A 14,713-nucleotide genomic window follows, 5' to 3' on the forward strand; every position below is an offset into this window, starting at 1 on the left:
CAAGATTTGCGCATTTTAATCCCGTTAAAGGTCGTAATCACTATAAAAACTTCGATAAAATCAAAAGCATTTGAAATTTTCAACTCCTAATTTCCCGTACATCGCAAAGTGGCTTATCATCTGCACGATCGTTGGAATCCTTGCTGGAGCAAGTTCTGCTTTATTTTTATATACTTTAAATTGGGCAACTAACTTTAGGGACAGTAATCTGTGGCTTATTTTTCTACTTCCAATTGGCGGATTGTTGATTGGTCTACTTTATTATTATTACGGAAAAGAAGCGGTCAAAGGCAACAACTTAATTTTAGAAGAATACGAGCACCCACAAAATGCCATCCCGCTTAAAATGGCACCACTGGTTTACATTGGAACTATTCTGACCCACTTTTTTGGAGGCTCTGCTGGTCGAGAAGGAACAGCGGTGCAAATGAGTACTGCAATTGCCGATCAATTTACCAAAGTGTTTCAATTAACTACAGAAGAGCGAAAAATCATTCTCATAATCGGAATCAGTGGTGGATTTGCCTCCGTTTTTGGAACGCCTTTAACAGGAGCTGTTTTTGCAATCGAGCTATTGTATTTCAGTCGAATATCATGGAAAAGCATCATCCCTTCCCTTCTGACGGCTTATATCGCATTTTATACCGTGGCAATTTTTCAAATTCCACATACGCATTATCCACATCCAGAAATCCCTGCAATTACTTTAAAGCTTCTTCCATGGATTTTACTCGTGGGTATCTTAAGTGGTTTGTCCGCGCGATTATTTTCGACGGGTGCACACTTTTTTTCTGCAAAAGCAAAAGCGGTTATAAAGTATCCACCACTTCGCCCCTTTTTTGGCGGACTAATTTTTGCGGCTGCTATTTATTTTTCAGGTGCGTATCAATATGTAGGATTAGGTATTCCAACTATTGTCACCTCTTTTACTGTTATTCAAGGTGGTGAAGTTTTCATTTTAAAAATACTGGCAACCACCTTTATATTAGGAACTGGATTTAAAGGTGGCGAAGTAACGCCGTTGTTTTTTATTGGTGCCACTTTAGGAAGTGCATTGTCGCTATTTATTCCCTTGCCAATAGCACTACTTGCGGCAATGGGATTTGTTGCTGTATTTTCAGGTGCCACTCACACTCCTTTGGCCTGTACCATTATGGGAATGGAACTCTTTGGAATTGAAAGCGGAATTTTCGTGGGAATTGCCTGTTTTACTGCCTACTTTTTTTCAGGATATTTGGGCATTTATAGATCGCAAGTGGTAAAAGGTCCGAAACACTTGGTTTATCATTTAATCCAGCACCGCAATTTAAAGAATCTTTAACGAAGTAAAAATGCAATTTAAGCACTACACCTTCAAAAGATTAAACAAAAAAATGTATTTTCGCATTCTATGAAAGACGAAGATATTCAAGCAATCCAGAAATTGCTTTCAACACCAAAAAAAGTGGTCATTATTCCACACAGAAGTCCAGACGGAGACGCAATGGGCTCAACTTTAGGTTTGTACCATTTCTTATTGAAACAAAACCACGAAGCAATTGTCATTACCCCAAATGAATTTCCAGATTTTTTAGCATGGCTTCCTGCCTCTGAAAAGGTTTTGATTTATGAAAAAGATAAAGAAAATACTGCTAAAATCATTTTAGATGCAGATTTGGTCTTTACATTAGATTTTAATGCTTTTCACAGAACAGGCGATATGGAACAGGTTTTGAAAAAAATTACTGCTCCAATCATTATGATTGACCACCACCAAAAACCGGATGATTATGCGAAATATATGTTTTCGGATACAAAATACGGATCAACTTGTGAAATGCTTTTCCATTTCATTGCAGATTTAGGTGCTAAAAGTTTACTTGACAAAACTATTGCGACTTGCATTTATACCGGAATTGTTACGGATTCAGGTTCGTTTCGCTTCCCTTCTACTACAAGTACAACCCATCGCGTGGTAGCCGATTTAATTGATATTGGCATAGAAAATGGAGCAATTCATAATTCTTTGTTTGACGACAGTTCCTACAGCCGACTGCAGTTATTGGGACAAGCTTTGCAAAACATGAAGATTTTATTGGATAAAAAAACATCTTATATTACGCTTTCGCAAAAAGAGCTTGATGTCAATAATTACGTGAAAGGCGACACAGAAGGCATTGTCAATTACGGCTTATCCATCAAAGGCGTTGTTTTTGCAGCCATTTTTATTGAACACCGAGAAGAGAATATTATTAAAATATCGTTTCGTTCGCAAGGATCATTTGATGTCAATCAATTTGCCCGCGAACACTTTAATGGCGGAGGACACATCAATGCAGCAGGCGGAAAATCGCACCTTTCGTTGAAGGATACGGTTGCTAAATTTGAAGAAATTCTCGCCAAAACCACTATAAATTAATCACTATGTATTTTAATATACGCAATTTAATTCCTGTAGCATGTGCACTTGTTTTGGCAAGTTGTTCTCAACAACAGGCAAGAAAACCCTTAACGCAGACGTCGGGAAAGTTCATGAAGGAATCAGTAAATAGAAACATTAAGCTGATTGCTAATGAGGAAGCGTTGATTGATTCAGTGATTCGGAAACATCCGGAACGTAAATATACCGCTACACCAAAGGGATATTGGTATTATTACATCATACAAAATAGTAAAGATACGTTGCGTCCAAAACGAGGCGATGTAGCTTTCTTTGATTACGAAATAGCCGATTTAAAAGGAAATGTCATTTATTCTGAAGTCGAACTACAACCTCAAACCTATCTTGTAGACAAACAAAACATCTTGATGGGCTTGCGCGACGGAATAAAAATGATGCACAAGGGCGAAAAAATTAGTTTTCTATTTCCTTCGCATTTGGGACACGGATACAGAGGAGACGATAAGCGAATTCCACCTAATTTACCGTTGGTGGTAACGGTGAGTTTGACCGATTTTAAGCCAGAAGCCGTGGCACGAACTACCGCACCTAAAGCAGCGAGAAAAGCGCCCGTTGAAACAGACGCACCTAAAGTAGAAGAAATTAAACCAGAATAATTATTATAAACATGAAAAAACATCTTATTTTAATGCTTTTAACGGCAACATTATTTTCTTGTAAAGATAAATATGCCGAATTACCTGATGGCTTGTATGCAGAAATTGTAACTTCAAAAGGAACGATTGTGGCCGAGTTGGAGTTTCAAAAAACGCCGGTAACTGTAGCCAACTTCGTGTCGCTTGCTGAAGGAAAAAATGCTTTTGCAGAAGAAAGCTTGCGCAATAAACCTTTTTTTGACGGACTAAAATTTCACCGTGTAATTCCTGAATTCATGATTCAAGGTGGAGATCCATTAGGAAACGGTTCTGGTGATGCAGGATATAAATTCAAAGATGAAATTACCGATTTAAAACACGATGTACCCGGAATTTTGTCTATGGCAAATTCAGGTCCTGGAACCAACGGTAGTCAGTTTTTTATAACGCACGTTCCTACACCTTGGTTGGACGGTAAACATACTGTGTTTGGTCATGTAGTGCTTAATTCTATGGAAACAGTGAATAAAATTGTACAAGACGACAGTATTGTTACGGTAACGATCATTAGAAAAGGAAAATTAGCAAAGCAATTTGACGCGGCAAAAGTTTTTGCCGACTATTTTAATAACAGTGCAAACGAGGCGAAAGCAGTTGAAAAAGAATACACTGATAAATACAAGACGGTAATTGATGAAAAGGTAGCCTTTTTTGCCACCAATAAAGCAAAAGCTATTAAAACCAAATCGGGATTGCAATACATCATCATTGAAAAAGGTGCTGGTAAAAAACCTGCAGCTGGCACGCAAATTTTTATTGACTACGCTGGTTTTTTTGAAAATGGAACATTATTTGACAGCAGTATGGAAGGTGTTTCAAGAGATTTTGGAAAATATGATGAAACACGAAGCGCTCAAGGTGGCTATCAACCTATCGCATTTGAAGCTGGCCGAAAAGACGGAATGATACCGGGATTTATTGAAGGGATTGATCAATTGTCTTTTGGCGACCGTGCATTATTATTTATACCATCTAATTTAGCCTATGGCGAAGCAGGTGTTGGCAATGGATTAATCCCACCAAATACGCCTTTGATTTTTGACATTACTTTGAAAGAAAAACCAAATAATTAATTTGTAAATAAACGAAAAAGATGAAAATAAAATATTTAGTTGCAGTCATGCTTTTTGCTTCCGTTGCAACTTTTGCACAGAAAAAAGCTCCCGTTGCGGAAGGGATTTTTGCTGAAATAGAAACTACGAAAGGTAAGATCGTAATTGATTTGAATTACAAAAAAACACCTTTAACAGTTGCAAGTTTTATAACCTTAGCAGAAGGAACTAATCCTGATGTAACAGCTGCTTATAAAGGCAAAAAGTTCTATGACGGTTTAAAATTCCATCGTGTTATTAATGATTTTATGATTCAAGGTGGAGATCCACTTGGAACGGGTTCTGGTGATCCTGGATATAAATTTAAAGATGAAATTACTGATTTAAAGCACGAATCTGCTGGAGTTCTTTCTATGGCCAATTCAGGTCCGAATACCAATGGTAGTCAGTTTTTTATTACCCATAAGGCTACGCCACACTTGGACGGAAAACATACCGTTTTTGGTAAAGTAACTGCAGGTATGGACGTGGTTAATAATATTGTACAAAATGATGTAATGACTAAAGTTACCATCGTTAAAGTTGGTGCTGAGGCAAAAAAGTTTGACGCAGTTAAAGTATTTAATACAGCAATTGCAGCCGGCAAACTTGCTTCGGCAAAAGAAGCTAAAGAGCGTGAAGCAATAAATGCAGCCGTTTTAAAGGAATTTGAAGGCGGAGGTACGACCGCAAGCGGATTAAAATACATTGTAATTAAACAAGGAACAGGTCCAAAACCAGTGGCTACAAGTAACGTAAAAGTACATTATGCAGGAACGCTTGTTAATGGAACTGAATTTGACAGCAGTATCAAACGCGGCGAACCAATTGATTTCAACTTAAGTCAAGTTATTCCTGGATGGACAGAAGGTTTAAAGTTAATGCCGGAAGGATCTAAGTATAAATTCTACATTCCTTATCATCTAGCATATGGCGAAAGAGCTATGGGAGGCGTAATTCCTGCAAAAAGCGATTTGATTTTTGAAGTGGAATTGCTGAAAATAAATAATTAGAATAAAAGCGATACTGCATAAAAATCCCTAAAGAGTAATTTACTTTTTAGGGATTTTTTAATTTGAAGAAATATGCTATTTACGTGTTTTTAAAAAACTTTTTAAATGTTCAACACTTACTATTTTAGACAAAATTTTCAAGTCTTTATCCAATAGAATATAAGTGGGAGTGGCAAACACATGATACTCTTTTGCAGCTGTACTTTCCCAACCTTTTCCATCGCAGAACGTGATAAAAGGAGCGTCTTTATAAAATGCAGCAAACTCTTTTTTATCCGAATCTACAGAAATATAAATGATTTCTAAATTAGTACCTTCTTTTAATTCCTTGTAACTTTCTACAAGTTTTGGGTAATCCGTTTTGCAATTGGGACACCAACTTGCTCCAAAAGCAACCAACTTGTATTTGTTTTTTAGTTTCTTTAAAGTTGATTTTCCGTCCAAAACAATATCCGGAGCTGTTTTTCCTACAGCCATTTTGCGGTATTGCTCAAAGAGATCGGTGCTTTTTTCGTTGAGCATGCAGTTTTCCTGGTTCAGCATTTTTAGGGCTAAGTATTCGGCGTTTTTAACCAAACTATGGCTTTCTAAAAACGTAAACCAATGTTGCGTTATCTCTTGTAGCATAACGGGTTCGTCTTTTAGTTCTAAAACCACTTTATCAATCGCTTGATTGAGTAACGGCTCTATTTCCTCTAAAGGAAAACGTTCTACCAAGTAGGTATATCCTTCAATTAAATCTTTATACAAACCAGCATGCTTTAACATTTTAAAATCAACTCCCATAAATTCTTGCACATGCATCGCAGACCGCCAGTTATAAGTTTTTACAGTAGTAGGCATTTGCTCAATTAATCCTTTTGCAAGTAGGTACTGTCTTACCCAAATGTTTTCGGGTAGTGATTTTACATAAGTAGGATACATTTCAGCAACAAGTTGTAACTCCTTAGCTATACTTTTTTGTTGGATACTATCCTTTTCGTATAAAGGAAGTAAGTAATTCCATCCGGCCAGTTTAGCTTCCGATTCCTGAAAGGTCTTCATCCCTGCAATAAAGGCATCATACTCTTTACTATTGGTCAATTGCATTCCATCTCTATTGGTTAAGTCTTCCCAAAAAAGATTTATATTTTCTTTATTTAATAAAAACATATTTTGATACGCTCCATTCATGTATAATTGTGCAACACCCACATAGCTTTCTGGATATGTTAAGGTAAACTTGCCGTCTTCCTTACTTTGAGCGGTGCTTAAAATCGTAGTTTGCATACCGTTATAGCCTCTCAATTCATAGTTACTGTTTGGAAAGTCTGGAAAATGCCCTTGAATGGTAAAAATGCTTTGGGCAATAAGAGTGTTTCCGATAAGGAGGAAAAGAAAGAGTAATTGTTTCATTTTTAATATTTAAAAAAAGTAGATTGTATATTGGCAAACAAGATGTGTGCGTCTCTAAGGTTATCATTTTAAATCTGTTTGTGTAGAATTTAAAAATGCATAAATGCAGGTAAAAAACTGTTGCAAATTTATATAATTCAATGCTAATCTTCAATTAAAAGTTATCTGATTACTTAATTTAGACAGCCTAATATAGTAGTAAAAAAACTAATTATTTGCTTCAAATTTAAATACAAAAAACACCTACAAACAAAACTTAGATTATTATCCGCTTAAAACAGCCCTTTTATTCTTTGAAAAATACATCGTTTAAAACTAACTTCTACAGTACAACAAAGCAAAACTACTTGCGAAATCCCAAATTTGACGTCCTAAATTCCACAATTGGCATTATTAGCCTCTTGCTTGGGGTTATATACCCTAAAATTGACGTGGCACAACCCCTAATTTAACGCAAATAACCCCAAATTTGGGGTTAAGTACCCTAAATTTGAGGTTATCCTAGTAATCGGTTGGGCTTATAGACCCCATCACTTATAGTTTAGACGTCATCGTTGTGGTCTTCCTCCTTATCGTTGGGGCTTTTAGTGCTTGTACGACTAAAAAACTGTTTAAGCTCTAGCTCCTTGGTAGCATAGCCGCTAGCATCCGAACTATTTTTATATTGCGTATAATAACCTACAAGTGCAGCTTGGTAGTTATGCCAGTCGTCGAGTATTTTGGCATTTTCCATACCCCGTACCAGCTCCACTAGCTGCTCGATGTTGGCTTGTAATAAAGACCGTGTTTGATAGTCGGCAGCAAATTCCTCCCAGTCTACATCTGGAGTACTCAAAGCGGGCTGGCTGTCTTCATAATCTTTTACTTTGTTTATAATGAGCTTATTTTGCTCATTTACACTTCCAAATCTCTGACATTATTCTGCAGAAAGGTTTGCTAGGTTAGGCTTTAGTGCTGTTATTAATGTGTTTACTGTACCTTTGATGGTAGTTTTTTCAGCGTCGGTAAAGGGACGGCTTTCTTGATTTAAAAATGGCATAAGTGTTTGGTTTTAAAAGGCTAATAAAGAAATAAAATCAATCAAGTAAATAACATGTTATTAAGAAAATGAACTTAATTATCTGTTTGTAACTGTTAAAATTATCAAGTATATTAAAACCCGTTTACCACATATAAGAGAATCGTTTTTGAACAACAGAAATTAGCGAATAGTGGCTCCAGCTTTTTGAAAATTTATAGACAATTACACCTAAGTACTTAAATAGATGTAAAACGGATTGAGGGTATGTAAAAAATGCAATTCCCAATTATTCATAGAGATTATACTCAAAAATAATATCATTTGTAGAATAGATGCCGAAAAGAAAACCTTTAAGTCTATTAAAAGAAAAAAACACATACGCACTTTTCAAAATGAAAAATGTGTATGTGTTTTTTTATAATAAAGAATATTTCTGTAGTTTGTGACTATCCAAAAGTTGCATTAGTGAACCGCTAGCTCAAATTTTAAAGTTAATCAAGCCACTTATCTAATCAAAGTATCAATCTTTAATACATCGAACAGAAAGGCCAAGAGGAATGCTAGAACTATTTATTTTAAAGTTGGCATTGGTCCCGAAAAACATAGTACTTTTATTTACACCACCAACTGAGGTAGAACTCCAGTAGTAACCAAACGAACCTTGAGCTGATGCATAATTCTGGCCAGAGTTACGATAGCCCGGAGCTGTTAAGCCTAACGCTCTTGAAGATGCATTGGTGTAATCTGTATAACCAGTATTTATTAAAGTAATTATCTCAGCCTCCGTTGGCAATCTAAAGCCATTAGGGCATGGGTTGTTTATACCTAATTCACCTTGCCATAAACTATCTGCTGCTACCGCACCTGGTGCTGTAGCACTGTACCAATTTTGCGAATTTGCTAAATTTTTCACATCATTTGGCGGTGCTACTGTAGAAGTTGGAGAAACATAATATACAACCTCAGAAACTGTTGACGCAGATCCATTGGCATAATCTCTCAATTCGTGCCCATCAGAATATCTACCCCACTGGTATAAGGAGCCATAAGCTTTATAATCATTAGAAGCAGTAGCTTTTGTTGCTGGGTTAAAGTTTGGACCACCTACTTTTGTATATGCTGCACCCAAATTATGGTTTAACCATGTTTTCCCGTCTTCTCCTGTTATAGGAAGATATAAGAAATTATGTTTTGCATCTGCAAAATTCCGATCTGGAATACCCGCAATGGCACGCAAGGCAAATCGCGCTGTGCCTCCCTCACTATCGGTAGCATACGTAAAATTTGCGAGTAAAACACCTAAGTTATCGTTACCAATACCACTTTGAATATCTAATTTCTTAATGTTTAAATTTCCTCCAACTGACTTCATATTAGCTATAACAGTACCACTTCCTACAGCATAAGAACCTTCAGGGTAAGAAAAAGTTACAACTCTTGCAATTCCATCTTGCGTAGAAGAAGCAGGTACATTTATAGTTTGACTAAATGATGGTAAACTCACTGAACCACCTGTAACCCTGTACGGTATCTTGATACTTAGACCAGTAGTAGTTAAAGTTCCTTGTACATCTATTACTGCAGCCTCATTTGCTCCATCCGCAGCAATTCCTGTGTCAAATGTAGCCGGTCCAGTTGGAGTGGTATAAGGGTTATAATCTACATCATAAACAGAAGCTATATAATTGTCACTAACCGATCCAAGTTTAATGTTATTTGGCAAAGGTAATGTTGTTGCTGGTACTCGCACTGCAGCTCTACCATTAAGGCATTCAGACCATGCTCCATCTTCATACGCACGGATGCATTTGTTGAAAATATCATACACGATCATCCCATTTACAGGTGCAGTAACGACATCAACGTTAGCTAAACGAGGAACTATAAGGCCGCTAGTACTAGACACAATGTCTAAAGCACCTTCTGGCGTAGTTGTGTTGATACCCATTTGTGCAGTAATGGTTGTACTTATAGTTAAAAGCGCTATACTAAATAATAGTTTTTTCATTGTTATATAAATAGATTTATTTTATAAAAATTTTGACAGAATATACTTAGTTTACGTTCTTAGATAAATATAGTACGTGAAAAAAATAAGGCCGCAAAAGTAAGTCTTTTATCTAAATAAGAAAATTTAATATAACAAAATACTGTAAAAAAACCTCAAAAAATCACAATTTAGTTATGTACAGACGTTTAAAATCGACTACTCAATAAAACTAGTTGAATTATTATGTCCTTTTTGATAGAATTGTAGATGATTTATTTAAAAAAAGCCCTCATTAAAAGAGGAAATGAATAAAAATCAACAGCAGAAGGTATGCAAAGGACTTGTACTTAAATATTTTAAGTACCATCGATACTATTAATTTATCCTTCAAACAATTATAAATTAGTGACATTCGTAAATGTTCTGCACTCAATCGAAATTTTAATGTAATAAGGAAATTCACATAAATCTGCCCGCTAATTGAACAATTATAGACTGTGAATAGGGTAGGTTTTTTATTTAATTAGAATGTATAAACACGAAAATAAAATATATACGAACTAAAATTTTACCATTGTATTATGCAACAGTCAAAGAATATATGTACCGCTAGTATTCAAGCTATTACACAAGGATGAGATTTAAGTATTGTTTAACAACATTGGCTTCATTTCAAATTTAGATAATTTCTAAAGTAAAGACTCGTTTAGTTCAAGAGAGATATGTCTCGTAACTGTCCTCTTTTTATTTACTACAGTATTTAGGTATTCTTCATGTTACTTAGATGACAAATGTATCGGATTTAAAAATTCTTAATATTAGTCCCTCTTATCAAATAATGTAAATTTATTTTAAAATACTTTCAAATATATAACTGCTGTAATGATTTTAGTTCGTCTAAAGACTGATTAACTTAATTTATACTCATCAAAGGGAACAACTATCTTATTGATATTTTACTTTTCCTTTGTATCCTGCACTTTTCAATTGTACATTATTTAATGTAATAATTACCTTATATTTCGGTAAGTTTTTTATCACATCATATTATTAGGTAGCGGATCATTACCATCCAATTTTAGATGTGCAAAATTATCACAACCTGCAACTTTAAGCACTACATCATTGCCTGAAGTTCCTACTATTGCTTTCTTAAATAACTGTCAAACTTTGTGCTCTGTGAAGTTGCAATGTTAGAAATAGAACTAAAATAAAAACAAGTAAAATCAACAATTTATTTACTGATTTGAGTAGATTGTACTTGTAAAATTTTAAATACATGAGTCAAGTAAAATGGCAGATGAAAATATTGGAATAGTAAATCTAGCTAAAAAAAAGAAGAAGAAAATTCGAGATTAGTGTTTAACCTTTTTAAATTGTTGCATAAAATAAACCTACTTCACTTGCACTTAGCCTTAATAAAACTCCAATAAAAAAGCCCGACATTCAAAAATATCGAGCTTTTTTTATTTCAAATTTTAACGAGTTACTCATAAATAAGACAACTATTAATTTTTCTTATTTCGCTTTAAATTTCCATTCAAATTCGTCATTCTTGATAATCGCACCTAATTCTACTTTTACGGCAAAGCCAAATTCAGTTTGCACAATCATCCAATAATCTTCATTAAAGTAATTCTCATACGTATCAAAAGATTCCTCATCCCAAGTTTTTAAACCTTTTGGAATTAAATCTTTCTTGATTGTATCCATCGTTTTTCCAATGATTTTCTGATCCTCGAGAATCAAATTATCATTAGAACTTACAATATACCCTAATTTCAAACCTTCATCTGCATAAAAAGTCAAACGCATTTTTTGCGCATTGTAAAGCAAAATTACATTATCATCTTCGTCCTTATAGGATTTGGTTGGTTTTCCGTAAATAGCAACTACATCTTTTTGAAGCATTCCAAAAAGTAATTTATCAATTCCGTTTTTTAAATTTATTTTCATTATTCGTTTTTTATTATCAATAAAAGCGTGAGCGTCTCTTAAAAATTTTACCGCAAGGCTACCAAAGTGCAGAGGACAAATGGCTTTATACTACATCTTTTTTAGTTTGCAAAATTATTCAATTAGCGTATAATTTAGTACTCATTACTCCATTTCATTCATCTCATCGTAACGGGCTGGAATTTGTGGATCGTACAGTGGACACTTGTATTCTTCCATAACATCTACCAATTTATCCATTGTGGTTCCCACGGTTCCGTAGCAATCAATTTTTACAGAATTCGGCGTTGTCTTTACATGAAAAGCACCTGGTCCATCACTGTTTTTCCAACTATTTTGATCCACACGTTCCCATTTGGAAAACACAGAATTGATTCGGTTTACAATCACGTCAACAGGTAAAATCTCCAAACCGTCCACTGGCTCATTGTCCTCGATGGCTTCATAAACCAAATGATGGTTCAAGTAAACGCCCTCTTCATATCTCCAAAAAAGCAATTCGTACATACCTGTATCTTTATAATTTATTAATAATCAAATGTTCCAAACTCACTTGTAATGGTAAGTTTTTTAGATTCAGAAGCTTCTACTCTACCTACAATTTGTGCCTCCACACCAAATGATTGCGAAATAGAGATAATTTCCTGCGCCACATTTTCAGGCACATAAAGCTCCATTCTATGTCCACAATTGAAAACTTGGTACATTTCCTTCCAATCTGTCTTAGATTGCTCTTGAATTAATTTGAATAAAGGAGGAATTGGAAATAAATTGTCTTTTATCACATGTACATTTTCTACAAAGTGCAACACCTTGGTTTGTGCTCCACCGCTGCAATGCACCATACCATGAATTTCTTTACTTGAAAACTGGCTTAAAATTTTCTTGATGATTGGAGCATATGTTCGTGTTGGCGAAAGCACTAATTTTCCCGCATCTATCGGCGAATTTTCTACAGCATCCGTCAATTTGACCTTACCAGAATAAACCAATTCTTTAGGAACTGCTGCGTCAAAACTTTCTGGATATTTTGTAGCCAAATAATGGTCAAAAACATCGTGTCGGGCAGAAGTCAAACCGTTGCTTCCCATTCCGCCATTATAACTTTTTTCATAATTGGCTTGGCCAAATGAAGCCAATCCCACAATAACATCTCCTGCTTGAATATTGGCATTGTCAATTACATCCTCGCGTTTCATTCGAGCCGTTACCGTAGAATCTACAATAATGGTTCGTACTACATCGCCCACGTCAGCAGTTTCGCCACCTGTGGAATGAATGTTGACTCCAAAAGATTTCAACTCTTCAATTAATTCTTCTGTACCATTTATAATTGCGGATAAAACTTCACCAGGAATCAGATTTTTATTTCTTCCAATCGTAGACGAAAGCATAATATTATCGGTTGCACCAACGCAAATCAAGTCGTCAATATTCATAATCAACGCGTCTTGTGCAATACCTTTCCAAACGGATATATCACCTGTTTCTTTCCAATACATGTAAGCCAAAGCAGATTTTGTTCCGGCTCCATCCGCATGCATGATCAGACAATAGGTGTCGTCATTGGTTAAATAATCAGGAACAATTTTACAAAATGCTTGTGGAAATAAACCCTTGTCGATGTTTTTTATTGCGTTGTGAACGTCTTCTTTTGATGCAGAAACACCTCGAAGTGCATACCTTTTACTGTTGTCAGAACTCATAAATTGTGTTGTGTAGTTGTTTGGCAAATGTAGCTATAAAAAAAAAGTTGAACAAGTAGAAACGTGCCACACAAAAAGTTATTTTATAAAAGGGCTACAATTTTAAACTCATACGTTAGTTCTTGACCTTTACGCGAAATCACGATTTTAATATCTTGACCGTGATCTACTTTTAGCAAGTCGTTCATCTTATCCAAACTCATGCGGTACACTCGATTGCCATTGATTTTAATGACAACGTCTCCTACCTGCAATCCCGCTTTTTCTGCAGCTGAATTTTCTCGAACGTTTAGGATTTCGTAAATCGGAAGCAGTTTAAAGTTGTATTGTAAAGCTGCACCTTTTTCTTTTTCGTAATGACTTTCCTGATTTACTTCAAATTGTTTTACCGGAAGTTCTTCCTTGTACCATTGAACTCCCGTATGATGAATGCTAATTCCAGCCGAATTATAACGGAACTTTTCATCATAAAACTTATTTTCTTTTAAGAAAAGTTGCTTGTTTTGATAATCAAAAATCACGTTGAATCTTCTAAGGATTTCACCGCCAATGGAACCGAGCCGGTTTGGCACCATTCTTACATTGACCAACGAAATGGAATCAGGAAATGCGGTAATGACATCATTAAATTCATACGTTCCCAATGTCATTTTTTCAACTTTCGCTTTCTTTCCATAAATACCTCCACTAAAACCCCTCCCTAAGTAATCGTCAAAATGCTTAAGAGGAATTTCGATTCCTTTTTCAAGATTTGCAAAAAGCCACAGTCCATCACTATTTCCTGAATCTATGAGACATTTGGCTTCAATATTACGAGTACCCATTGTAACATTCAGTTTTAGATAAGGTTTCGCTTTTTCTAATGTAAAGTCAAAGGCGGTATGTTTTCTGGTCACTTTACTTTTGTCGTACAATTCAGGATTATACAAACGCATGATTCTACGGTCGTAATCTACTTTTACGATTGTTTCGTTAAAAAAATGATATCCTATAATGCCATTCACTTCAATACCCAAAGACGACGAAAAATTTAGATTCTCATCTAAGACGATTATAATTTCCTGGTTTAGAAATTCCACGCCTTTTACAGAAAGCGTGTTTTTGAAGGATTTCAAACCTTCCACTGCCTCTTGTGAACCTAAACCTTTGAGCATTATTTTTTCTACATTATACAGCGGGATTTCCTTTTTTTCGTCTAAACTAAATAAGATGGTTTCTTCCACACCTGTATCTACGAGAAAATTAAGCGGTACTCCGTTGACATTAATGGGGAGAATTATTAGATTATTAACCAATTTAAAGTGAAGTTTAACACTGCTTTTTGAAGTCGAAAATTGGACGCGCTCTTGAGCAATGCTGTCTAGAAAAGCACCAAATAGCAAGCAAAAAGTCAGAATAATTCTCATGCGAAAATTGTTTGTTTAAATTTAAAAAATAATCTGTTAAATCACGCCTTTAACCCGTTA

General features: G+C 35.3%; 12 protein-coding genes. 5 read left to right on the forward strand and 7 right to left on the reverse strand.

Going from position 1 to position 14,713, the window contains the following annotated elements; genetic code table 11:
- Positions 1–70 precede the first annotated feature (70 nt).
- The 5 genes from H602_RS0111735 to H602_RS0111755 all read left to right on the forward strand — a co-directional run bounded on the left by H602_RS0111735 (position 71) and on the right by H602_RS0111755 (position 5,179).
- Positions 71–1,321, forward strand: coding sequence for a chloride channel protein (locus tag H602_RS0111735; RefSeq protein ID WP_026978170.1), 1,251 nt, complete (start codon positions 71–73; stop codon positions 1,319–1,321).
- Between the two features lie 69 nt (positions 1,322–1,390).
- The gene (locus tag H602_RS0111740; protein ID WP_026978171.1) at positions 1,391–2,398 is read left to right on the forward strand and encodes a DHH family phosphoesterase; all 1,008 of its coding nucleotides are present in this window, start codon (positions 1,391–1,393) and stop codon (positions 2,396–2,398) included.
- A 5-nt stretch (positions 2,399–2,403) separates the two neighbouring features.
- Positions 2,404–3,036 (forward strand): gliding motility-associated peptidyl-prolyl isomerase GldI, encoded by a 633-nt coding sequence (gene gldI, locus H602_RS0111745; RefSeq protein ID WP_026978172.1) that lies wholly within the window; start codon positions 2,404–2,406, stop codon positions 3,034–3,036.
- Between the two features lie 11 nt (positions 3,037–3,047).
- Entirely contained in the window at positions 3,048–4,148 is a 1,101-nt protein-coding gene (locus H602_RS0111750) for a peptidylprolyl isomerase (RefSeq protein ID WP_026978173.1), read from the forward strand.
- Between the two features lie 20 nt (positions 4,149–4,168).
- Complete coding sequence (locus H602_RS0111755; protein WP_026978174.1) at positions 4,169–5,179, forward strand: peptidylprolyl isomerase; 1,011 nt, start codon at positions 4,169–4,171, stop codon at positions 5,177–5,179.
- Between the two features lie 75 nt (positions 5,180–5,254).
- Here H602_RS0111755 and H602_RS0111760 read toward each other — a convergent pair whose 3' ends face one another.
- The 7 genes from H602_RS0111760 to H602_RS0111790 all read right to left on the reverse strand — a co-directional run bounded on the left by H602_RS0111760 (position 5,255) and on the right by H602_RS0111790 (position 14,653).
- On the reverse strand, positions 5,255–6,574 hold the full coding sequence (locus H602_RS0111760) for a thioredoxin-like domain-containing protein (protein WP_026978175.1): 1,320 nt from the start codon (positions 6,572–6,574) through the stop codon (positions 5,255–5,257).
- 541 nt (positions 6,575–7,115) lie between these two features.
- The gene (locus tag H602_RS19410; protein ID WP_051224444.1) at positions 7,116–7,409 is read right to left on the reverse strand and encodes a hypothetical protein; all 294 of its coding nucleotides are present in this window, start codon (positions 7,407–7,409) and stop codon (positions 7,116–7,118) included.
- Between the two features lie 706 nt (positions 7,410–8,115).
- The gene (locus H602_RS0111770; RefSeq protein ID WP_026978176.1) at positions 8,116–9,603 is read right to left on the reverse strand and encodes a fibrobacter succinogenes major paralogous domain-containing protein; all 1,488 of its coding nucleotides are present in this window, start codon (positions 9,601–9,603) and stop codon (positions 8,116–8,118) included.
- A 1,500-nt stretch (positions 9,604–11,103) separates the two neighbouring features.
- Positions 11,104–11,541 (reverse strand): hypothetical protein, encoded by a 438-nt coding sequence (locus H602_RS0111775; RefSeq protein ID WP_026978177.1) that lies wholly within the window; start codon positions 11,539–11,541, stop codon positions 11,104–11,106.
- A gap of 144 nt (positions 11,542–11,685) precedes the next feature.
- On the reverse strand, positions 11,686–12,048 hold the full coding sequence (locus H602_RS0111780) for a hypothetical protein (protein ID WP_026978178.1): 363 nt from the start codon (positions 12,046–12,048) through the stop codon (positions 11,686–11,688).
- A 20-nt stretch (positions 12,049–12,068) separates the two neighbouring features.
- Positions 12,069–13,247, reverse strand: coding sequence for an AIR synthase related protein (locus H602_RS0111785; protein ID WP_026978179.1), 1,179 nt, complete (start codon positions 13,245–13,247; stop codon positions 12,069–12,071).
- Positions 13,248–13,330: 83 nt separating this feature from the next.
- Positions 13,331–14,653, reverse strand: coding sequence for a PDZ domain-containing protein (locus H602_RS0111790; protein ID WP_026978180.1), 1,323 nt, complete (start codon positions 14,651–14,653; stop codon positions 13,331–13,333).
- Positions 14,654–14,713 lie beyond the last annotated feature (60 nt).

This window comes from Flavobacterium tegetincola DSM 22377 (assembly GCF_000425485.1).
GTDB classification, from domain to species: Bacteria; Bacteroidota; Bacteroidia; order Flavobacteriales; family Flavobacteriaceae; genus Flavobacterium; species Flavobacterium tegetincola.